Below are 20,545 nucleotides of genomic sequence, written 5' to 3'. Positions count from 1 at the left end.
GCGTTGAGGGGGCTGCGTCGGGGGAGGTGGTGGTCACTCGTTCCATTGGTTCGCTGGTCCCTTGGCTGGACGAAGCCGATGTTGTCCTGGGGGCGGCGGATGGTGCTGTTCCGCTGCGGTCACTCGATCCCCTTACGCCGCTTCATCGGGTGCCGAGCGTGGGGGCGGCGGCCGAAGGGGGGCCGGTGGATCTGCTGATCGCCGCCGAGCAGCTCGGGTCCGCCGGGAAGACCCTGGAGATGGCCGCCCGGTATGCCCAGGAACGTACGCAATTCGGGCAAGCTATCGGGGCGTTCCAGGCCGTGAAGCACCTGTGTGCGCAGATGCTCGTCCGCGCCGAGGTCGCGCGCGGTGCCGTGTACGCCGCGGCCGTCACCGGCGACGTACTGGAGATCGCCGGGGCCAAGCTGCTCGCCGATGAGGCGGCGGTGCGGAACGCGCGGGACTGTCTGCAGGTGCACGGCGGGATGGGGTTCACCTGGGAGGCGGACGTGCATCTGCATCTCAAGCGGGCCTGGGTGCGGGCAGGGTTTGGGCAGTCGGCGGCCCAGGCGGAGGAGGAGCTTGCCGCGGCCCTGTGACGCGACAGGCTTCTCGTGCTCAATGTGACGCTGTGCAGTCGATGTGACGCCGCGTGTGAACTGTGAACTGTGGTGCCGCCGTGCGGAGAGTGATCGACTTGTGAAGTCTGTGAAGCGGGGGGAAGCTGCAGAGCGTCGATATCGGGTTGTGTCCTAGGCGTGACTCGTCACGGCACGGAGTCGGGCTTCCGCTCCGGTACCTTGTGTGGGATGCGAATGGTTCTGAGGCCGAGCCATGCCGGTGTTGCCCCTGAGGCGGCTCCGGGCCCGGCGTTGCGCGCCGCTCGCAGCGCAGGAAGGCGCATCGCGCCCGCCTGTTCGACCCCCGGCAGCACGCGTCGCACAGTATGCCGCACGCGTACTCCTTCGCGCTGGAATATGCCCGAAGCGCTTGTTGGGGTGACTGAACGTCAACCATGCTGTCTCCCAAGGGGATCACGTTCCGTGACCCTGTGGAGTCGCGAGGCGATGTGTCCGCCGGTTCGGATGGTGTGAGCGGTGCAGGTGCTTCAAGTTCAGCTGGAGGTCAGGCCCGACCCCGCGGAAGTGGGGCGGGCCCGCAGGTGGGCGCGTTCGCGGCTCGCCGGTTCCGGCATAGGGGTCGATGAGCCACTGGCCGAGACGCTGATCCTGCTGATCTCGGAGCTCGTCACCAACGCCGTTGTGCACACGGGCTGTCCGGCCGTGCTCCGCATGGTGCTCCCCGATACCCCTGACGTGGCCGAAGAGGCCGCGGGGCAGGTCGTGGGCACCGTCAGGGTCGAGGTCGCCGACGCGAGCGCCCGCCCGCCGCGGCAGCGCCACGCGGACGGCGAGGAGACCAACGGCCGGGGCCTCGAACTCGTCGACGGTCTCGCCGACCGCTGGGGCTGGCAGGCCGAAGGCGCCGGCAAGAGCATCTGGTGCGAGGTGGACCGGTGCGAGCAGGGAGTCGGCGCGGTGGCGTTCGACGGCGCGACCTATGGCGACGTGGCGTACGAGGCCGTCTGAGCTGTCGCGTACGCGCGTACGGCGGCCTTCTGGGCTGTCGCGTACGCGGCCTTCTGAGCTTCCGGCGGGCACCCCTGGCCCCGTCCCCGGCCGACTGCGCCCCTGACGCCTGTTCCGGGCTCCCGCATGCGCCGTCGCGTGCCACGATGCGCGGCCGTGCGCGGGCGGTACAAAAGCGGCATAATTCATTAATCACCGGACGGGTGTTGACGTACCGTGTCCGATTGATCACGCTTATGTGCAGCGATTCGCCGCGAGGGGACGCCGAGGGACGGTGGTGTGTGTGGCCCGGACCTTGGCGAGACGTGGGTCGCCATTCGGCGTCAGTCCCTTCGGGGCCGAGAGTGACAGGGCTTGTTCGCCGAAGCCGGATGGCGGCGCGTGCGGCAACGCGCTCGGGGCGGGAGCCGGGGCGCCGCCATCCGAAGGCTCCTTACGGGGTTCACGGCACGGTCGCCCCCGCGGGCCTCACAGCACCGCCACCGGCGCCACCGGTGAACCCGTACCGCCGATGAACGGCTCGGGCATCGCGGAGAGCAGGAAGCTGTAGCGGGAAACTTCTGCACAGGCTGTGGACAACTTTTCCAGGTTCCAGTTCTGGCCCTGGAGCATCCCCATCTCGACGAGGTCGAGTGCGTGCACCGGCAGCCACAGGTTCTCGATCTCGGGCGGGAAGATCTCGAAGGTGAGGGTGTCGTTGGCGACCGCCGCGACGTCGCGCGCGTGGAACCACTCCGGGGTGCGGATCGAGAGCCCCGGTGACGGATAGCCGTACGCGTGCTTGTCGCCCGCCAGATAGATCTGGATCTGCCCCGTGCGTACGAGGACGATGTCGCCGGCGCGGACCGTGACGCCCCCGAACTCCTCGGCCTCGGCCAGGTCTTCGGGCGTGACGGCGTGATCGCCCGGCAGCCGGTCCACTCCCTTGGCGCGGGCGACGTCGAGCAGTACGCCGCGCGAGACGAGGTGCGGGATCTTGTCGATGCCGCTGAACTGGGCGCCGGTGTGCGGCGTGATGGTGTCCGCGGGGCGGCCGTTGTAGATCTTTCCCGAGTGTGACGCGTGGGTGAGCGCGTCCCAGTGGGTGGCCGTCTGGAGGCTCATCGTGACGACGTCGTCGCTGGTGGCGACCGTGCCGGGGCCGAAGAGTTCCTGGTTGATCTGCGTCATGGAGTGGAGCGGATTGACCCGGCCGGGGATCAGGCCCGACTGGACGCCGTCCTCCTTGAGGGGCAGTGCGAGCGGGACGCGGTGGCCGCTGCGGATCCTGATGGCGGCCTCGCGGACGACCTCGTCGGTGATCAGGTTGAGGGTGCCGATCTCGTCGTCGGAGCCCCAACGGCCCCAGTTGTTCACGCGCTTGGCTATGTCGTGGAACTCGGGTGGCAGCGACATGAGTCCTCCCCGGGGCTTGTCTTTCGGTATCTGACGGGTCATAGAATCTAACGGTCCGTCAGAAACCGCGGGAAGGGGCCGGACGTGGGGAACTTCTTGGCAGGCAAGGTGGTGGCCGTCACCGGCGCCGGGCGCGGCATCGGCAGGGCCGTCGCGCTCGCCGCGGCGGCCGAGGGAGCGAGGGTCGTCGTCAACGACTACGGCGTCTCGATGGAGGGCGGTGAGCCGACCAGCGAGATAGCCGATGCGGTGGTCAAGGAGATCCAGGCGGTGGGCGGGGAGGCGATTGCCGTCGCCGACGACATCTCCACGATGGCGGGCGGGCAGCGGATCGTCGACGTCGCGCTCGCGGAGTACGGGCGTATCGACGGTGTGGTGTGCGTGGCCGGGATCCTGCGTGAGCGGATGCTCTTCAACATGTCCGAGGAGGAGTGGGACCCGGTGGTCGCCACGCACCTGAAGGGCACGTTCACCGTCTTCAGGGCCGCGTCCGCGGTCATGCGGAAGCAGGGCACGGGGACGCTGATCGGGTTCACCAGTGGCAACCATCAGGGGTCCGTCGCGCAGGCCAACTACAGCGCGGCCAAGGGCGGGATCATCTCGCTGGTGCGCAGTGCCGCCCTGGGGCTGAACAAGTACGGGGTGACCGCCAACGCCGTTGCCCCTGTTGCCCGTACGCGGATGTCGGCGAACGTACCGATGGAGCTGAAGGAGATCGGGGAGCCGGAGGACGTCGCCGCGCTCGTCACCTACTTGCTGAGCGACCGGGCGCGGGAGGAGAAGATCACCGGGCAGGTCTACACGGTCGCGGGGCCGAAGATCGCGGTGTGGGCGCAGCCGCGTGAGCTGCGGGCGGGGTATGTGGAGGGCGGCTGGACGCCCGAGAAGATCGCCGACTTCCTGCCGGGGACGGTGGGTGTCGATCCGATGCCGATGCTAGCGCAGCTGGAGGCCATGGCGAAGGCGGCGGCGGCCAAGGACCGGCCCAACGCGGGCCCTGGCGCGCGGCCGAACGCGTAGGCAGGGCCGGGAGCGTGGACTTCGGGTTCGGGGTCGAGGACGAGGAGTTCCGGGCGCGGGCGCGGGCGTGGCTCACCGAGCATCTCGTCGGCGACTTCGCCGGTGCGGTCGGTCGTGGCGGGCCGGGGAGTGAGCACGAGGGTGGTGCCGAACGCCGGGCCTGGGAGCGGGAGTTGGGGCGCGGCGGCTGGATCGGGCTCGGGTGGGACTCGGGATCGGACTCGGTCGCGTACGGGAATCGGCGGGCGACGCTGACCCAGCAGGTCGTCTGGGCCGAGGAGTACGCGCGGGTGCGGGCGCCGGGGCGGTACGGGCACATCGGCGAGAACCTGCTCGCGCCGACGCTCCTCGCGTACGGCACGCGGGAGCAGCGGGACGAGTTCCTGCCGGGCATCGCGCGCGGGGAGGTCCTGTGGTGCCAGGGGTACAGCGAGCCGGGTGCGGGGTCCGATCTGGCGGGGGTGCGGACGTCCGCGGTCCTGGAGTCGGGGTCGTACCGGGTGAGCGGGCAGAAGATCTGGACCTCGCTCGCGCACGAGGCCGACTGGTGTTTTGTGCTGGCGCGTACGGAAGTCGGTTCGCGGGGGCACGCGGGGCTCTCGTTCCTGCTGGTGCCGATGGATCAGCCGGGGCGGATCGAGGTGCGGCCCATCCGGCAGTTGACCGGGACGAGCGAGTTCAACGAGGTCTTCTTCGACGGGGCGGTTGCCAGTGCCTCGCATGTGGTGGGCGGCGTCGGCAACGGGTGGCGCGTGGCGATGGGGCTGCTCGGGTTCGAGCGGGGAGTCTCGACGCTGGTTCAACAGATCGGATTCGCGGAGGAGTTGGCGGGGGTCGTGCGGTGCGCGCTCGAATCGGGGGCGGACCGCGATCCCGTGCTGCGGGACCGGCTGGTGCGGCAGTGGGCCGAGCTGCGGGTCATGCGGTGGAACGCGCTGCGTACGTTGGGCAGTTCGGGGAGTTCTGACGGTTCTGGGGGCTCGGGGGCGCCCAGCGTCGCCAAGTTGCTGTGGGGCGGGTGGCATCAGCGGCTCGGGGAGCTGGCCATGGGAGTGCGGGGGGCTGCTGCCGCCGCCGGGCCGGGGGACTGGAGTGCGGAGTCCCCGTACGAACTCGACGCCCTGCAGCGGCTCTTCCTCTTCACGCGGGCCGACACGATCTATGGCGGCTCGGACGAGATTCAGCGGAACATCATCGCCGAGCGGGTGCTCGGTCTGCCGAGGGAGGCTCGATGAGGGGTGTCGTTTTCGACGGGCGGAAGGTCGACGTCGTCGATGACCTGGAGATACGGGATCCGGGTCCGGGGGAGGTGCTGGTCGCCGTCGCGGCGGCGGGGCTCTGCCACAGCGATCTGTCGGTGATCGACGGGACGATTCCGTTCCCGGTGCCGGTGGTGCTCGGGCACGAGGGCGCGGGTGTGGTGGAGGCGGTGGGCCCGGGGGTGACGCACGTCGCCGCCGGAGATCACGTCGCGCTCTCGACCATCGCGAGCTGCGGGGCCTGCGCCGAGTGCAACCGGGGGCGGCCGACCATGTGCCGCAAGGCGATCGGGATGCCTGACCGGCCGTTCTCGCGGGGCGGTGAGCCGTTGTACCAGTTCGCGGCGAACTCCGCGTTCGCGGAACGGACGCTCGTCAAGGCCGTGCAGGCGGTGAAGATCCCGGAGGACATTCCGCTGACGTCCGCCGCGTTGATCGGGTGCGGGGTGGTGACCGGGGTCGGGGCCGTGCTGAACCGCGCGAAGGTCGACCGCGGGGACAGCGTGGTCGTGATCGGTACGGGCGGCATCGGGCTCAACGTGCTGCAGGGAGCGCGGATCGCGGGGGCCACGAAGATCGTCGCGGTGGACTCGAACGCCGGGAAGGAGAAGGTGGCCCGGCAGTTCGGGGCGACGCACTTCCTGGAGTCGGTGGAGGGCGTGAGGTCGATCCTGCCGGACGGGGCCGACCACGCGTTTGAGTGCGTGGGCCGGGTGGAGCTGATCCGGGCGGCCATTGACCTGCTGGACCGGCATGGCCAGGCCGTCCTGCTCGGCGTCCCGCCGGCCACGGCCGAGGCGTCCTTCACCGTCTCCTCCCTGTTCCTGGACAAGTCGATCCTGGGCTGCCGCTATGGCTCGGCACGCCCGCAACGGGACTTCGCGCTGTACGCGGAGCTGTACGCGGAAGGGCGGCTGCTCCTTGACGAACTGGTGACGGCGACGTACCCCGTGGAGGACTTCGCGAAGGCGGCGGGGGACGCGGAGGCGGGGAGGGTGGCCAGGGGGGTCTTGACGTTCTGACGTCACTTGGCCTGTGGCGGCTGCCGGGTGATTCACCTGTGGTGGCGCCGCGTAATTCAGGGGCGGCTCACCCCGGTGGGAGCCTAACTTCGGGGGATGAGTTATCGGGATGTGGCGACCCGGCCAGTAGCCGCGTGGGGTGCCGTGGCGGTAGGGGCGCGGATGCCTGTGGCCATGGCGCCGCTTGCCCTGGTGTTTCTTGTGCGGGAGCGGCCCGGGGGTTATGTCCTGGGGGCGATGCTCGCAGCGGCGTACGTCGTCGGTGAGATCGTCGGGGCGCCGCTCCTTGGCATGCGGATGCGGGCCGAGCGGGCCCGGCCGCAGCTCGCGGTGGGGTTGGCCGTCGGCGCCCTCGGATTCGGGGTGCTGGGGGCGTTGCCCCAGGCCCACCCCGTGGTGCTCGGCGGCGCCGCCTTCCTGGCCGGTGCCGCGCCCGCCGCCGTCCCCGGCGGTCTCCGTGCCCTGCTCACCAGCCTCGTGCCCGAACACGCCGCCGCCCAGGCGCTGTCCGCCGAGTCGGTGCTCACCTTCAGCGTGTGGGCCGTATCGCCCGCCGCCGTCACGGGCCTCGCCCTCGGCGTCGCGCCGCAGCTGCCGCTGGTGCTCGCCGCCGTGCTCATGGCCTCCTCCGTGGCCGGCCTGTGGATGCTGCCGGTCGGCTGGCGGTCCGACGAGAACGACCGGGGCGGGGAGTCGATGGTTCGGATCATGGTCCGGGCCTGGCCGGTGTATGTGACGGGTGCCGCCAGTCTCTCGCTGCTCGCCCTCGCCGAGCTGGTACTCCCCGCGCTGCTCGAGCAGCGCGGCATCGAGGTCGGCTGGGCGGGCCCCCTGCTCGCCGGGCTCGCCATCGGGTCGGCCGTCGGGTCGCTGGTGTACGGGCTGCGCAGCTGGCCGGGGCGGCTGCGCACGCAGAGCATGGTGCTGATGTTCGCGGTGTCCGGAGTCGTCGCCGTCGTCGCGCTGATGCCGAGCACCGCACTGATCGCCGCGGGCCTCGTCGTCGCTGGGCTGCTGCAGGCCGGCGCGATGCTGACCCGGAACCTGACCCTGCGCGAGGTCCTGCCGCCGAGCGCGCTCGCCGCCGGATATTCGGTCATGTACGCGTCCGTCGGCGCCGGTTACGCGGCCAGCGGCTCCCTCGCGGGCGGCCTGCTCACCGTCGTCGCACCGTCGACCGCCATCCTCGCCGGGGTCGGCCTCACCCTCGTACTGACGGTGGTGGGCGTGCTCGGCGAGGTCAAGCCGTCACCGTCCGGCGAGGTCAAGCCGTCACCGTCCGGCGAGGTCAAGCCGTCACCGTCCGGCGAGGTCGAGCCGTCACCGTCCGGCGAGGTCAAGCCGTCACCGTCCGGCGACGCGGACGTCCTGGAACGTGCGCCGGTACGCGGTGGGAGTGACACCGAGAGCCGCCTGTAGGTGCTGCCGCATCGACTGGGGCGTTCCGAAGCCCGACTCGCGGGCCACCTGGTCGACCGACAGATCGCTCGACTCCAGCAGGTGCCGCGCCCGCTCCACGCGCTGCTGGGCCAGCCACTGGCCGGGGCTGACGCCCACCTCCTCGCGGAAGCGGCGCGTGAAGGTGCGTACGGACATGGACTCCTGGCCGGCCATGTCGCGCAGCTGGATCGGCTGGTGCAGGTGGCCGAGCGCCCAGCCGCGGGCCGTGGTGGTGGTCGCCAACTGGGGCTCGGGGACGGGGCGTTGGATGTACTGCGCCTGGCCGCCGTCCCGGTGCGGCGGCACCACCGTGTAGCGCGCGACCTCGTTGGCCACCGCCGAGCCGTGGTCGCCGCGTACGACATGGAGGCAGAGGTCGACACCCGCCGCCACGCCCGCCGATGTGAGCACATCGCCGTCGTCGATGAACAGGACGTCGGCGTCGACAGTGATCTGGGGGAAGAGCCGCTGGAAGCGCTCGGCCGACGACCAGTGCGTGGTCGCCCTGCGGCCGTCGAGGTAGCCCGCCGCCGCCAGGACGTAGCCGCCCGTGCAGATGGCGATCAGGCGGGTGCCCGGCCTGATGTGGGCGAGGGCGGCGGCGAGTTCGTCGGTCAGCCTGCCCTCCTCGTAGACAGGACCCAGTTCGTACGACGCCGGGACCACGACCGTGTCGGCGGTGGCAAGCACCTCGGGGCCGTTCTCGACGAGGATGGCGAAGTCCGCGTCGGTGCGGACCGGGCCCGGCGGGCGGATCGAGGCGGTGATCACCTCGTACAGGCGCGTGCCCTCGCTGTCCCTCGTACGCCCGAAGATCCGTTGCGGAATGCCGAGTTCGAAGGGGATCACGCCGTCCAGGGCAAGGACGACGACGCGGTGCCGGGGGGTGCTGGATTCGCCGGTCGCTGAGGCCATGGCCCGATTCTAGCGAAGGCTGTCCTTCGGGCCACTCGATCGTGACAGGCGGTGGCCCGATCCTGATGGACGTGACACAGACAGAGCTGACCAAGACGTCCGAGGCGCCCACGCGGGCCCCGCGGCCCCGACGCACCCGCCGCATCCACCGCGCCTGGTTCGTCGCCGCCGTCACCTTCGTGACGATCATCGGCGCCGCAGCCTTCCGGTCGCTGCCGGGGCTGCTCATCGACCCGCTGCACCAGGAGTTCCACTGGTCGCGCGGCACGATCGGGCTCGCGGTCTCCATCAACCTCGCGCTGTACGGGCTCACCGCGCCGTTCGCCGCCGCGCTGATGGACCGGTTCGGCATCCGCAAGGTCGTCGCCGTCGCGCTCGTCGTGATCGCGCTCGGGTCCGGCCTGACCGTCTGGATGGAGTCCGCGTGGCAGTTGCTGCTGTGCTGGGGGCTGCTCGTCGGCCTCGGGTCGGGTTCGATGGCGCTCGCCTTCGCCGCGACCGTCACCAACCGGTGGTTCACCACGCGCAAGGGCCTGGTCACCGGCATCCTCACGGCCGCGTCCGCCTCCGGCCAGCTGATCTTCCTGCCGCTGCTCTCCTGGATCGTCGACCAGCACGACTGGCGGCCTGCCGCGGTGACGGTGTCGCTCGCCGCCTTCGCGGTGGTCCCCTTCGTCTGGCTGCTGCTGCGCGACCACCCGGCCGACGTGGGCCTGAAGCCGTACGGCTCCGAGGAGTTCGTGGAGAAGCCGCCGCCGGTCACGGGGGCCGCGCGGCGCGCGGTCACGGTGCTCTTCAAGGCGGCCCGCACCGGACCCTTCTGGCTGCTCGCCGGTACCTTCGCGATCTGCGGAGCCTCGACGAACGGCCTGGTCCAGACGCACTTCGTGCCCGCCGCGCACGACCACGGCATGCCGGTCACGGCCGCCGCGTCGCTGCTCGCCGTCATCGGGGTCTTCGATGTGATCGGGACGATCGCCTCCGGCTGGTTCACCGACCGGTTCGACGCGCGCAGGCTGCTCGCCGTGTACTACGCGCTGCGCGGCATCTCGCTGCTCTTCCTGCCGATGCTGCTCGCGCCGTCCGTGCAGCCCCCGATGATCTTCTTCATCGTCTTCTACGGCCTCGACTGGGTGGCGACGGTGCCGCCGACCCTGGCGCTCTGCCGCGAGCAGTACGGCGACGACAGCGCGATCGTCTTCGGGTGGGTGCTCGCGTCGCACCAGGTGGGCGCGGCTGTGGTGGCCTTCGCCGGCGGTGTCGCGCGGGACACCTTCGGGTCGTACGACGTCGTTTGGTACGCCTCGGGCGCGCTGTGCGCGGCGGCCGCGCTGATGGCCCTGGTGATCCGGCGGCGGGGCGAGGGGGCGGGGGTGCGGCCCGCTCACGCGTAAGGAGTGAGGGTCCGGCCCGCTCTCACGTGGCGAAGCGGCCGAACCTGCCCCGGTGGAACAGCAGCGGATCCGCCTCGTCCTCGTCGGCGGCCCCGAGCGCCTCCACCCGGCCGATCACGATCAGGTGGTCGCCGCCGGTGTGCACGGCCTGGATCGTGCAGTCGATCCAGGCCGGTACGCCGGACAGGCGGGGCGAGCCGGTGACCGGCGCCGCGTCGTGGTCCACGCCCGCGAACTTGTCGGCGCCGCTGACGGCGAAGCCGCGGCACAGCTCGCCCTGGTCGGCGCCCAGGACGTTCACGCAGAAGACGCCCGCGCGCGCGATCCGGGGCCACGTCGTCGACGTACGCGCGACCATGAACGAGACGAGGGGCGGGTCGAGGGAGAGGGAGGAGAAGGACTGGCAGGCGAATCCGGCCGGGCCCGGTTCGCCTTCCGATGCCGGTGCCGTGACAACGGTCACGCCGGTGGCGAAGTTCCCGAGCACTCGCCGGAATTCGCCCGGATCGAGCGGCGCCCGTTCGTCGTCGCCCACGGCCCGCAGCTGCGGGCGCGGCAAGGCCTCGACCGGGCCGGTGGTGGTCGATGCCCCGACCGACCTGAGGTATCGGACGGCGGTGGCCGCCATCCCAGCGTGTCCCATCACATCAACCATTGAAGCTGACGGGCCGTCAGATGGGAAGGGGCGGGGAGAGGCGGGGAGGCTGGACGATCGGCGGCACGGAGGACGACCCGGAGCTGTACGTGGATCTGGGCAGTGTGTACGAACCGGAAATCGAGATCCTGGTCAAGGACTGAGCTACGGCTGGGACTGAGCCACACCTCTCCGAGGCGTCAACGTCCTTCGTACGAAGGGGAACGTCGCTCCACGAAACTGGCCACGCCCTCGTTCGCGTCCGCCGTCGTCATGTTGATCTCCTGCGCGGCGGCCTCCGCGGCGAAGGCTGTCGCGCGGTCCGATTCGAGGGCGGCGTTGACCAGTTGCTTGGTCATCGCGATGGCCCGTGTCGGCCCGGTGGCCAGGCGTTCCGCCCAGGCGCGGGCCGTCTTCTCCAGTTCGTCGGCGGGTACGACGCGATTGACGAGCCCGAGGCGTTCGGCGTCCGCGGCGGGCAGCGAATCCCCGAAGAACATCAGCTCCTTCGCCCGCTGCGGCCCCACGAGGCGCGGCAGCAGATAGGCCCCGCCGCCGTCCGGCACGAGGCCGCGCCGCACGAACACCTCGATGAACTTGGCCGGTTCGGCGGCGATGACCAGGTCGCAGGCGAACGCGAGATGCGCGCCGATCCCGGCCGCCGTCCCGTTGACCGCGGCGATCACCGGCTTCTCGCAGTCGAGGACGGCCGCGATGAGGCGCTGGGCGCCGAGCCTGATGGTGCGGGCCACGTCGCCGGGGACGCGTTCGCCGCCGCTCGGCGCGCCCCGCAGATCGGCGCCGGCGCAGAAGCCCTTGCCGGTGGCGGTGAGTACGACGGCGCGGACGGTGGGGTCGGCGGAGGCGTCGGCGAGCAGCGAGATGACGCGTTCGCGCTGGTCCCAGGTGACGGCGTTCATGGCTTCGGGGCGGTTGAGGGTGATCCACGAGACGCCGTTGTCAGTGGCGTGGAGTACCAATGAGTCGAGGGACATTTCGGGGGAGATGTCGAGGGGCATTTCGGGGGAGGTCGGCATGCGGGAGTGGCTCCGTTTCGTACGGGGGTGGGTTCGGTCAGCGGCAGACGGCGAGCGCGTCGAGTGCGACGGCCCCCTGCCCCCGCGGCAGCACCATCAGGGGGTTGATGTCCAACTCCGCAAGATCACCCCCCAGTTCAAGCGCCATCCGCTGCACCCGCAGGACCACCTCGACGAGCGCGTCGACATCGGCGGGCGGCGCCCCGCGCACGCCGTCCAGCAAAGCCCGCCCCCGCAACTCGGACAGCATCGCCGCAGCCTGGTCCTCCCCGAAGGGCGGCACCCGCACGGCCACGTCCCGCAGGACCTCGACCAGTACGCCCCCGAGTCCGACCGTCACCGTCGGCCCGAACAGCTCGTCCTGCGTGACCCCGACCACCATCTCGACGCCCCGCTCCACCATCTGGCAGACCAGTACGCCGTCCAGCGCGATCCCCTCGTAGCGCGCGATGTCGGTCAGCTCCCGATAGGCGTCCCGCACCTGGCTGGCCGAGGTCAGCCCGATCTTCACCAGGCCGAGTTCGCTCTTGTGGGCGAGCCGCGCACCGGACGCCTTCATCACCACCGGGTAGCCGACGAGCCCCGCCGCCCGCACGGCCGCCGCCGCGCTGGTCACCAACTGCTCGCGCGGTACGCGAATCCCGTACGCGCGCAGCAGCTGCTTCGCCGCGTACTCGCTCAACTCCTTGCCCGGCCGCATCAGGGCCTGGGCCTTGCGGAAGGACGGCGACGCGGTGCGGGGCGCGTCGGCGAAGGGGGAGCGGTAGCCGGCCGTGAAGCGGTGGTGGTCGAGATAGGCGCGCACCGCCGTGATGCAGTTGGCGAAGGTGCGGAAGGTGGCGACGCGCGAGGAGCCGAGCAGCGTCGTGCGGTAGGCCTCCTCGGTGCCGACGGGCGAGCCCCACACCACGCACACCAGCTTGTCCGTCTGTTCCGCCGCGTCCACCAGGTCCTGCGCGAGCTTGTCGCTCATGGGCGGAAAGGGGCCAGTGATGGGGCAGATGAGTACCCCTGCCTCCGGATCGTCCAGGATCGCGTCGATGATCTTCCGGCCGCGCCAGTCGCCGACCGGATGCCCGCCGTTGTCGACGGGGTTGGCGACGTTCAGATAGTCCGGTATCCACTGGTGCAGCTCCGCCTGCTTGGCACCGGAGAGGGTGGGGAGCCGCAGCCCCGCCTCGGTCGCCAGGTCCGAGAAGTGCGCGCCCGTGCCGCCCGAGATCGAATAGACGACGACGCCGTCGGCCTGCGGTGCCCGCGCGCGGGCCAGCAGGGCGGAGGTGTCCTGGAGTTCGTCGAGTCCGTCCACGCGGATCACGCCGTACTGCCGCATCGCCGCGTCGACGACCGCGTCGGCGCCGGTGAGCTTGCCGGTGTGTGAGGCGGCCATCTTGGCGCCGGTCTCGGTGCGGCCGACCTTCACGGCGACGACGGGCACGCCGTGCCGGGCGGCCCGGTCGGCGGCGAGCAGGAAGGAGCGGCCGTCCTTGAGGCCCTCGACGTAACAGGCGATGGCCCCGACCTCCGGTTTCTCGGCGAAGTAGGAGATGAAGTCGGCGGTCTCCAGGTCGGCTTCGTTACCGGTGGGCGCCCAGTGGGAGAGGCGTACGCCGATCTCCTGCAGCGTGAAGACGGGGCGTCCCTGGTGGCCGGACTGGGTGATCAGGGCGATCGCCGGTCCGTCCAGGTCGTCGCGGAACTTCTCGAAGGCGTTGAGGTTGGTGTTCGGCCCGAGCAGTCGCAGCCCCGAGCGCTCGACGGCGGCGGTGAGGCGGGCCTGGGCGGCCGCGCCCGCCTCGCCGGTCTCGGCGAACCCGGAGGCGAAGGCGACGGCGAACTTCACCTTGGACTCGGCGAGTTCCTCGATCACGGGCAGCGGATCGCTGACGAGGAGTACGGCCAGATCGACCTGTTCGGGCAGGTCGGCGACGGAGGGGAAGCAGCGTATGCCGAAGACGGACTGACGCGTTGGGTGCACCGGATGCAGCCGGGCGCCGCCGCGCTCGGCCCAGGCGACGAGCTGGCGCGTGATGCCGGTGTTGGGCCGTCCTTCGGCGTCCGAAGCGCCGATGACGGCGACGGACTCGGGGCGGAAGAACCGGTCGAGGTCCGGTACCTCTGCGTGCAGAGGGCGTCCGCTGACGTCCAGGTCGTCCGCCGTGGCGGCCTGGCCGTGGACGCTGGGCGCCGGGGCTTCGCCGCAGGCCACAACACGCGCGCGGCGGGGGTCGGTGGTGAAGGTGCCGTAAGTCGATCCAAGCATCGGTCCGCCCGCTCCTGTGTGACAGCAACTCAACTGACGCATAGTCAGATTACTGAACTGACGCTGTGTCAGGAACAGTGCTGCACGCAAAGCCTGCGAGCGGGTCGGGAACCGGGGCCGCCTTACTCATCCGTACCCAGGTGCCCGGCAGTGCTACCCCGTCCCAGCGGCAGGAGCCGCCGGGACGGGGCAGTACAAGCCATCGGGGGGGCGGGGTCAGGTGCCGGGGTCAGGCGCCCAGGCGGACGAGCTTCGCCTCCGACGGCACCCCGGCGCTGTCCACGGCGAGCACGTAGTAGTCGCCGGGCGGCGCCGACGCCGGGTTGGCGGGGACGGCCACGGTCAGCTCCCAGCCCGTGTCGGTCTCCCTGCGCTCCCGCACGTCGAGCCAGACGTAGCGCTGGTCCATCTCGTTGCCATGGGTCGTGGAGCCGAGGCGGACGACGGCGACGCGGGTGCGGCCGTCGGCACTCGCACCGGAGACGGGCAGCGTGAACTCGCCGCCGTAGCGCAGCACTTCACCGCCCGTCGAGGTGAGTTCGCCGATCGAGGGGCGCGGGCCGCGCCACAGGTAGGGCGGGTAGTAGCGCTCCGCGTCGGTGTGCGTGTACGTCCACTTGTAGCCCTTGTCGCCAGGGTTGCGCTCATTGCCGAAGCCGCCGGTGCTGCCCGCCTTGAACAGGGTGCCGTCCGGCTGGAGCAGGGCGGTGGAGTGGTAGCGGCGGTCGGTGAGGTTGCTCGCGGCCGGGGTGAACTTCTCCGTCACGGGGTCGAAGAGCTCGGACTGTTTGACCGGGTTCTTGTTCATGTCGCCCCAGCCGTTCGCCGAGCCGCCGCTGACCAGCACGCTGCCGTCGGCCAGGAGCGTGGCGTCGCACAGCACGCGGCCGTTCCTGAGCCCGGGGATCCGCCGCCAGGCCCGCTGGTCGGCGAGGTCCCGGGACGCGTCCAGGTCGAGGATCTCGGCCGTGGCGGTGCTCGGCTGGTCGGCGCTCAGCGTGCGGTGGTCGGTCTGCGACTCGTGCTGGCCGCCGACCGCGAGGATCCTGGCCCTCGGGCTGTCGGCCTCGATGGGCAGAAGCACCATCGAGCCGTACGTCGGATAGCTCCGCGAGCCCTTGGTGCGCATCCGGTAGACGCGGTCGGCGCGCTGGAGCGGGGTGTCGGAGTCCGGGGCATAGTCGTAGAGCCAGGTCCTGTTGGACTCGACGAGTGCGAGGGCGGCGCCGTCGTCGGGGCCCTTCGGCAGGACGTAGACGTATGGATACGTGGCGAGGGACTCCCTCTTGCCGAGCTTCTTGGTGTCGATGAGCCGCACGGTGCCGAGATCGACGAGCTGCTCCGTCGCCGGGTCGAAGATCTCGTAGCTGTTGCCCGAACTGGTCCAGAAACCATCGGCGTCGCCGTCGTTCCCGTTGCCCTCGAGAACCTTGCGCGAGCCCGAGCTGATCAGCATCCGGCCGTCCGGGAGGCAGGTCACCGTGGGATACCAGCGGACCTGGCTCATCGGCTGGTCCACGAGCGTCCAGCCACCGGACTTGGTGGGGTCGTAGATGTGCATGTGGCCGCCGTTGCTGCTGTGGCCCTCATGCGACAGGCCGGGCGGGATGACATGGCCGCCGGCCACGAAGAGCCGCCCGTCGGGGAGATGGGCGCTGCCGCCGCAGAAGATGTTCTGCCGGTCGGGGCCGCCGTTCCCGTCCATGATCCGGTCGGTCGTCCTGAGCGTGGCGACGTCGAGGGCGCGGGCCTCCATGTCGTCGAGGCCGTAGACGTTCCACAGCCACTGGCCCTTCTGGCCGGGGTCGGGCTTGGGGGAACCGTCCTTGTTCCGCTGCCGCGGCGAGGACCACATGATGATCTCCTGGCCCGCGCCCTTGCGGAGCTGGGCCGCGTGCACGGCGACGATCTCGAGGTCGAGCTCCTTGTCGTCGGGGCCCGCGTGCCGCCACTCGCCGGCGGTCGGCTCGATCCAGACGGGGACGGTCGTCCCGTCATGGACGGAGCTCACGTCCAACTGGTCGGCGGGCCCGAAGGGGTCACCGGTCTTCTTCGGAACCACCCATACGACGGCGTCCTTGCCGGCCGCGACCTTGACGGTCACCTTCGCGCCCTGCCGGGCCCGCGGTCCCGCCCCCACGGTGGTGCGCCCCGTCGTGCTGGAGACGTCCACCGAGAAGGGTTCCTTGCTCGATGTGGAGAGGGTGAGGGGTACGGGCTTGGGCGCGGAGGTGAGCTTCACGCGCAGCAGCTCGCGGTCGGCGCGCAGGACGGGGTCGTCGGGCCCCGAGCCCGGGGCCCGATGGGGCGACAGGGGCGCCGCCCCGGCCGTCGGCGCGGTCCCGGCGGCGGCCACGAGCACGCCGGCCGTGACCGCCGTCGCGGCGAGCACCGAGCGGCGCGGAGGGTTACAGATGTCGGGCGTGTGATCACTCTGAGTGCTGTTCACGGCCGCATAGAACCATGATCCACTCGCCCGCGCGGGGGGTGGTTCCGGCGACTCGTCGCAGCGTGTTTACCCGTCGCGTCTACCCGTCGCGTCTACCCGTCGTGGTTACTCGTCGTGGTTACTCGTCGTGGTTACTCGTCACGACTTGCCTTGATGGGCATGCGTCCTGGACACCGCCTTCGCGATCTTCTCGGCGTCCAGGGCCAGTTCGCGGAGCATCCCGCTGATCGGGTTCGTGAAGCCGGTGAAGTAGAGGCCCGGCGCCGTCCGCGGCGTCCGCGCCCCGTGGACGACCGGTGCGCCCCGCTCGTCGAGTACGCCGAGGTCGCCGACGAGGGGCTCGAGCCCGCGCCGGTAGCCCGTGGCGGCGATGACGACCTCGGGGCCGATGCGGGTGCCGTCCGCGAGGGCGACCTTGCCGTCCTCGAAGGACTCGACGGCCGCGACCGGTTCGACCCGCCCCTTGCGCACGGCGTCGATCAGACCCACGTCCTGCACGGGGATCGCCCCCTCGCCGACCCGCGAGTACAGGCCCGTGTCGGGGCGTGGCAGCCCCTGCTCGGCCAGGTCGGGAACGCTCACCTTGGCGAGCGGGCGCGCGATGCGGTCCACCACGGAGACGGGCAGCCTGCGGCACAGGATTCCGGAGAGCTGCGCGGGCCAGCCAGCCGTGGAGCGGCGCACGATGTGCGGCGCGGTGCGCACCGCGAGCCGCACGCGGGATGCGCCGCCCTCGACGAGGTCGACGGCGATCTCGGCGCCGGTGTTGCCGACGCCGACGACCAGGACGTCCTTGCCCGCGTAGGGGCCCGCGTCGCGGTAGGCGCTCGCGTGCAGGAGTTCGCCCGCGTACGCGTCGCGGCCGGGCCAGTCGGGCAGGTGGGGCGTGTGGTTGTAGCCGGTGGCGACCACCACCGCGCTGCCGGTCAGCTGCCGGCCGCCGGTGGCGTGCAGCAGCCAGCCGCTGCCGTCGGGGGCGGGCTCGAGGTGGGACACCTCGACGCCGGTGACGGTCTCCAGCTGGTGGAACTCGGCGTATTTCTCCAGGTATCGGAGCACGTTGTCACGTGACACCCAGCGTCCGAAGGCGCGCGGTATGGCGAGCCCCGGCAGCGCGGAGAGGCGTCGTGTCGTATGCAGACGGAGGCGGTCGTAGTGCCCGCGCCAGGAGGCGCCGACCCGGTCGGACTTCTCGAGCACGACCGCGCGTACGCCGCGTGCGCGCAGGGCGGCAGCCACCGAGAGCCCTCCGGGTCCGCCGCCGATGACGTACACGGGGCGGTCGTGGTGTGGCGCTTGTGGGGGAGTGGTGTCGGCCATGGATCTGAGCGTAATCACGTGGTCACTTGATGGGGGACGGTCAAGCCCCAAACCGGTTGCGAATTGATCACACACGGGTACGCGGTGTGCCTCTCGTACGTCTCTCGTGCGCCTCTCGTACGTCTCTCGTGCACCTCTTGCGCGAGCGCCGCCCATGCGCTGAACTGACGTACCGTCAGAAACGCGTACCCGAAAGCCGAGTAAGCGGGAGAGGCCACGGCATGGACACGATCTGGCTCACCGGCGCCGAATGGCTCGCCGTGCTCCGTATAGGCCTCGGCCTGTGGTGGCTGGAGAGCTGGCGGCACAAGGACAAGAAGGGCTGGTTCGAGCGCGGCACGGGCATCGCCTGGGCGTCCGACGTGGCCGCCAAGCACAAGTGGAACGCGGTCCGCAGCGGCTTCGACACGGTGGTCGCGCCGCGCCCCAAGACCATGGCGTACGTCGTCGTCTACGCCGAACTCGCCCTGGGCCTCGGCCTGATCGTCGGCTTCCTGACCCCCATCGCCCTGATCGGCGGCCTGCTGCTCAACCTCCTCTACCTCGTCCTCATGATTCACGACTGGGCCGAGCAGGGGCAGAACGCGATGATGGCGCTGATCTCGCTCGTCGCCCTCTTCGCCATGTCCTGGCAGTCGTGGTCGCTCGACAACGCGATGGGACTGTTCCTGTGACTACGGCTTCCACGGCCTCTGCTTCTGCGAGCCCGCGCTTCGACCTCCCCGAGCCCGACGCCTTCACCCGCCCCTACTGGGACGCGGCCGCCGAAGGCCGGCTCCTGGTCCGCCGCTGCGGCGGCTGCGGCACGGCACACCACTACCCGCGCGAGTTCTGCCCCCGTTGCTGGAGCGAGGACGTCACCTGGGAGCGGGCGAGCGGCCGCGCGACGCTCTACACCTGGTCGGTGGTTCACCGGAACGATCTGCCGCCCTTCGGCGCCCGCGTCCCGTACATCGCCGCCGTCGTCGACCTCGCCGAGGGCCCGCGCATGATGACGGAGATCGTCGAGTGCGGGGAGGGCGAGCTGCGGATCGGGATGGGCCTTGAGGTCGCCTTCCGGGATGCCGGGGGGTTCGCGGTGGCGGTGTTCAGGGCCGAGAGGGCCGGGTAATTCGATTCCGTACGTCACCCGGTGCGGGGGATCATCGTCCATGGCCTCATCTTCCGAACCCCGCTGGCAGTTGACCTCCGACCTCGACGCATTCCGCTCCCGAGCACAGGAGTTCCTGCACTCCGCTCCCGCCCCGCACACCGCGCTGCTCAGCGTCACCGAGACGCTGCGTACGCGGGGCCTTCATGTGTACGGGGACGGGGTGCCCCTCTTCGGAATCCGCGCCGATGGTGACGGCACCGTGCGCGGTGCCTTCGTGTGGACCCCGCCGCACCTCCTCGCGCTGAGCCCGCTCCCCGACGAGGCCGCCGCCGACGAGCTCGCCGCGGTGCTCGCCGACGCGGGCCACGAGCTGCCCGGCGTTGGTGCCGAGAGCGCCACCGCGGCCGCGTTCGCGGGCGCCTGGCAGCGGCGCACGGGGGCCACCGCCACCGTCAGCTTTCACGAGCGGCTGTACCGCCTGGGCAGCCTCACCCCGCCCGAGCCACTCCCGGAGGGCGGGGCGCGCGTCGCCACCGGCGCCGACCGGGCGCTGCTCGAGCGCTGGCACGCGGAGTTCAAGGAGGCCATCGGCGAGCAGGCGGCGATGGCCTCCGGCGAGTGGGCCGACGCCCGCATCGCCTACGGAGGCGTCACTCTCTGGGAAACCCCCGACGGCACCCCCGTCGCCATGGCGGGCAACACCCGCCAGGTCGCGGGCCAGGTCCGTGTCGCGCCCGTCTACACCCCGGCGGACCTGCGCGGCCGCGGGTACGCGGGAGCCGTCACCGTCGCGGTCAGCCGTGCCGCGCTGGAGGCGGGCGCGGACGAGGTGCTGCTCTTCACCGACCTCGACAATCCCACCAGCAACGGCCTGTATCAGCGGATCGGCTACCGGCCGGTGCGTGACTTCGAGATGTACGCGTTCGAGACGTGCGAGGGGTGACCCCCGGTCACGGCCACAGCAGTTCTCTGACCCAGCCGCCGCGCGTCTCCTTCCGGTACCGCAGTCGCACATGCCGGCGCCGCGCGTCGCCCTGGAAGAACTCGACCTCCTCCGGGGCGAGTACGTACAGCGTCCAGCTCGGCGCAGGCGCGTCCGGTTCCGCCTGCGCCCGATGCCAGGCCGCCTCGCTCTCGGCGACCAACTCCTCGTACGACGGCAGTACTTCGCTCTGCCTGCCGACCAGCGCCGACGCGAGCGCCCCCGGTGAACGCCGGGCGAGGTCGGCCCTGCTCTCGGCGGGGCTCGCGGCCGTGACGCGGCCCCGCACCCGCACCTGGCGCCCCTGCGCGGGCCAGTAGAAGCCGAGCGCCGCCTCGGGACGCGCCGCGAGCTGGCGGCCCTTGGCGCTTCCCGCGTGCGAGCCGAAGTGCCAGCCGGCCGCGTCCGCGTCGTGCAGCATGATCGTCCGTACATCGGGACGGCCCGTCTCGTCCGCCGTGGCGAGGCTCATCGTGTGCGGCTCCACCTGCCCCGCGTGCGAGACCTCCACGAACCACTGCCAGAACAGGGGGAGCGGCTCGGCGGGCGCCGCCGCAGGGTCGAAGGCGGGGAGGTCGGTGTCCCACACCCGCAGGGTGCGGAGCAGGGCGCGGCCCTGCGACTCGGGGCCGGCGGTGGATGTCGGGGCGGTCGTCGCCTCGGGGATCTCGGTCATCCCGTGAATCTAGTCAAGTAGGCCAGTCGCCTACCCCCGCCCCAACACCACCGTCCCCGACGAACAGAACCACCC

19 protein-coding genes are annotated in these 20,545 nt (G+C 71.2%); 11 read left to right on the top strand and 8 right to left on the bottom strand.

Annotated features, from left to right (window positions below; all coding sequences use genetic code 11):
- Together E2651_RS25975 and E2651_RS25965 are read left to right on the top strand one after the other, a co-directional pair.
- Nucleotides 1-581 (top strand): acyl-CoA dehydrogenase family protein (locus E2651_RS25975; RefSeq protein ID WP_135333642.1); only part of this gene is annotated, 581 nt, incomplete at its 5' end.
- Nucleotides 582-1,079: 498 nt separating this feature from the next.
- Nucleotides 1,080-1,571 carry an ATP-binding protein gene (locus tag E2651_RS25965; RefSeq protein ID WP_135333640.1) on the top strand — a complete coding sequence of 164 codons (492 nt, stop codon included), beginning with the start codon at nt 1,080-1,082 and terminating at the stop codon, nt 1,569-1,571.
- A 468-nt stretch (nt 1,572-2,039) separates the two neighbouring features.
- On the opposite strand, the gene E2651_RS25960 is transcribed toward E2651_RS25965, so the two are convergent.
- On the bottom strand, nt 2,040-2,966 hold the full coding sequence (locus E2651_RS25960; protein ID WP_135333639.1) for a cyclase family protein: 927 nt from the start codon (nt 2,964-2,966) through the stop codon (nt 2,040-2,042).
- A gap of 84 nt (nt 2,967-3,050) precedes the next feature.
- Between E2651_RS25960 and E2651_RS25955 the strand changes: the two genes are divergently transcribed.
- From E2651_RS25955 to E2651_RS25940, 4 genes are all read left to right on the top strand, one after another.
- Nucleotides 3,051-3,986 (top strand): SDR family oxidoreductase, encoded by a 936-nt coding sequence (locus E2651_RS25955; protein WP_135333638.1) that lies wholly within the window; start codon nt 3,051-3,053, stop codon nt 3,984-3,986.
- Nucleotides 3,987-4,000: 14 nt separating this feature from the next.
- Nucleotides 4,001-5,221, top strand: coding sequence for an acyl-CoA dehydrogenase family protein (locus E2651_RS25950; protein ID WP_135333637.1), 1,221 nt, complete (start codon nt 4,001-4,003; stop codon nt 5,219-5,221).
- Nucleotides 5,218-6,267 carry a Zn-dependent alcohol dehydrogenase gene (locus E2651_RS25945; protein WP_135333636.1) on the top strand — a complete coding sequence of 350 codons (1,050 nt, stop codon included), beginning with the start codon at nt 5,218-5,220 and terminating at the stop codon, nt 6,265-6,267. The genes E2651_RS25950 and E2651_RS25945 overlap by 4 nt, the downstream gene beginning before the upstream one ends.
- A 96-nt stretch (nt 6,268-6,363) precedes the next feature.
- Nucleotides 6,364-7,686 carry an MFS transporter gene (locus E2651_RS25940; RefSeq protein ID WP_245239219.1) on the top strand — a complete coding sequence of 441 codons (1,323 nt, stop codon included), beginning with the start codon at nt 6,364-6,366 and terminating at the stop codon, nt 7,684-7,686.
- Here the strand turns inward: E2651_RS25940 and E2651_RS25935 are convergent.
- Nucleotides 7,612-8,622 (bottom strand): helix-turn-helix domain-containing protein, encoded by a 1,011-nt coding sequence (locus E2651_RS25935; protein WP_135333635.1) that lies wholly within the window; start codon nt 8,620-8,622, stop codon nt 7,612-7,614. The genes E2651_RS25940 and E2651_RS25935 overlap by 75 nt on opposite strands.
- Nucleotides 8,623-8,687: 65 nt before the next feature.
- Between E2651_RS25935 and E2651_RS25930 the strand changes: the two genes are divergently transcribed.
- Nucleotides 8,688-10,016, top strand: a complete 1,329-nt coding sequence (locus tag E2651_RS25930) for an MFS transporter (protein WP_135333634.1) — start codon at nt 8,688-8,690, stop codon at nt 10,014-10,016.
- Nucleotides 10,017-10,038: 22 nt separating this feature from the next.
- On the opposite strand, the gene E2651_RS25925 is transcribed toward E2651_RS25930, so the two are convergent.
- On the bottom strand, nt 10,039-10,659 hold the full coding sequence (locus tag E2651_RS25925; protein WP_135333633.1) for a flavin reductase family protein: 621 nt from the start codon (nt 10,657-10,659) through the stop codon (nt 10,039-10,041).
- 32 nt (nt 10,660-10,691) lie between these two features.
- Between E2651_RS25925 and E2651_RS45980 the strand changes: the two genes are divergently transcribed.
- Nucleotides 10,692-10,814 carry a hypothetical protein gene (locus E2651_RS45980; RefSeq protein ID WP_280922806.1) on the top strand — a complete coding sequence of 41 codons (123 nt, stop codon included), beginning with the start codon at nt 10,692-10,694 and terminating at the stop codon, nt 10,812-10,814.
- Between the two features lie 36 nt (nt 10,815-10,850).
- Here the strand turns inward: E2651_RS45980 and E2651_RS25920 are convergent, their stop codons facing one another.
- The 4 genes from E2651_RS25920 to E2651_RS25905 all read right to left on the bottom strand — a co-directional run bounded on the left by E2651_RS25920 (nt 10,851) and on the right by E2651_RS25905 (nt 17,719).
- A complete protein-coding gene (locus tag E2651_RS25920; RefSeq protein WP_135333632.1) occupies nt 10,851-11,687 on the bottom strand; it encodes an enoyl-CoA hydratase-related protein in 837 nt (278 codons plus the stop codon).
- 37 nt (nt 11,688-11,724) lie between these two features.
- On the bottom strand, nt 11,725-13,950 hold the full coding sequence (locus tag E2651_RS25915) for an acetate--CoA ligase family protein (protein ID WP_135333631.1): 2,226 nt from the start codon (nt 13,948-13,950) through the stop codon (nt 11,725-11,727).
- Nucleotides 13,951-14,179: 229 nt separating this feature from the next.
- On the bottom strand, nt 14,180-16,399 hold the full coding sequence (locus E2651_RS25910) for a glyoxal oxidase (RefSeq protein WP_135333630.1): 2,220 nt from the start codon (nt 16,397-16,399) through the stop codon (nt 14,180-14,182).
- Between the two features lie 138 nt (nt 16,400-16,537).
- Nucleotides 16,538-17,719, bottom strand: coding sequence for an NAD(P)/FAD-dependent oxidoreductase (locus E2651_RS25905; protein WP_135333629.1), 1,182 nt, complete (start codon nt 17,717-17,719; stop codon nt 16,538-16,540).
- Nucleotides 17,720-17,940: 221 nt separating this feature from the next.
- On the opposite strand from E2651_RS25905, the gene E2651_RS25900 reads away from it, so the two are divergent.
- The 3 genes from E2651_RS25900 to E2651_RS25890 are packed head-to-tail and all read left to right on the top strand — an operon-like array spanning nt 17,941 to nt 19,755.
- The gene (locus E2651_RS25900) at nt 17,941-18,393 is read left to right on the top strand and encodes a DoxX family membrane protein (RefSeq protein ID WP_135333628.1); all 453 of its coding nucleotides are present in this window, start codon (nt 17,941-17,943) and stop codon (nt 18,391-18,393) included.
- Nucleotides 18,390-18,830, top strand: a complete 441-nt coding sequence (locus tag E2651_RS25895) for a Zn-ribbon domain-containing OB-fold protein (protein ID WP_135333627.1) — start codon at nt 18,390-18,392, stop codon at nt 18,828-18,830. Before E2651_RS25900 ends, E2651_RS25895 begins: the two co-directional genes overlap by 4 nt.
- Before the next feature lie 40 nt (nt 18,831-18,870).
- A complete protein-coding gene (locus tag E2651_RS25890) occupies nt 18,871-19,755 on the top strand; it encodes a GNAT family N-acetyltransferase (RefSeq protein ID WP_135333626.1) in 885 nt (294 codons plus the stop codon).
- Between the two features lie 7 nt (nt 19,756-19,762).
- Here the strand turns inward: E2651_RS25890 and E2651_RS25885 are convergent, their stop codons facing one another.
- Nucleotides 19,763-20,470, bottom strand: a complete 708-nt coding sequence (locus tag E2651_RS25885) for a pyridoxal 5'-phosphate synthase (protein WP_135333625.1) — start codon at nt 20,468-20,470, stop codon at nt 19,763-19,765.
- Nucleotides 20,471-20,545 lie beyond the last annotated feature (75 nt).

The organism is Streptomyces sp. MZ04, from assembly GCF_004684775.1.
Taxonomy (GTDB): domain Bacteria; phylum Actinomycetota; class Actinomycetes; order Streptomycetales; family Streptomycetaceae; genus Streptomyces.
This window is presented reverse-complemented; position numbering and strand designations above follow the sequence as displayed.